General features: G+C 59.1%; 1 protein-coding gene. It reads left to right on the top strand.

All coding sequences use genetic code 11. From position 1 onward, the window contains the following. Positions 1-308, top strand: a 308-nt coding sequence (locus tag P0G09_RS17985) for a helix-turn-helix transcriptional regulator (RefSeq protein ID WP_275253352.1), incomplete at both ends; no start/stop codon positions are given.

Raw genomic sequence — 308 nt, 5'->3', positions numbered from 1 at the left:
TGGGGTGTCCCAGGCACTGCTCTCCCACTACGAAAAGGGCATCCGCGAGTGCGGCCTGGACTTTGTTGTCCGGGTAGCGGATTACTATAATGTGTCCTGCGAGTACCTGCTGGGCCGCTCGGCGGAGCGCAATGGCATGATGCTGAACGCCGATGACCTGCCCAACCCCGATAAGAAGAAGGACAACGTCGACCACGGCAGCGTTCTGCCCACCATGAACAAAAAGCTGATCTCCTACAGCCTGAACGTGCTGTATGCCAAGATCGCCGAGTGCCACAGCAAGGCCCTGACCACCGAGGTCAGCACCT

Origin of the sequence: Faecalibacterium sp. DFI.5.82, assembly GCF_029076575.1 — a bacterium.
GTDB classification, from domain to species: domain Bacteria; phylum Bacillota; class Clostridia; order Oscillospirales; family Ruminococcaceae; genus Faecalibacterium; species Faecalibacterium duncaniae.
This window is presented reverse-complemented; position numbering and strand designations above follow the sequence as displayed.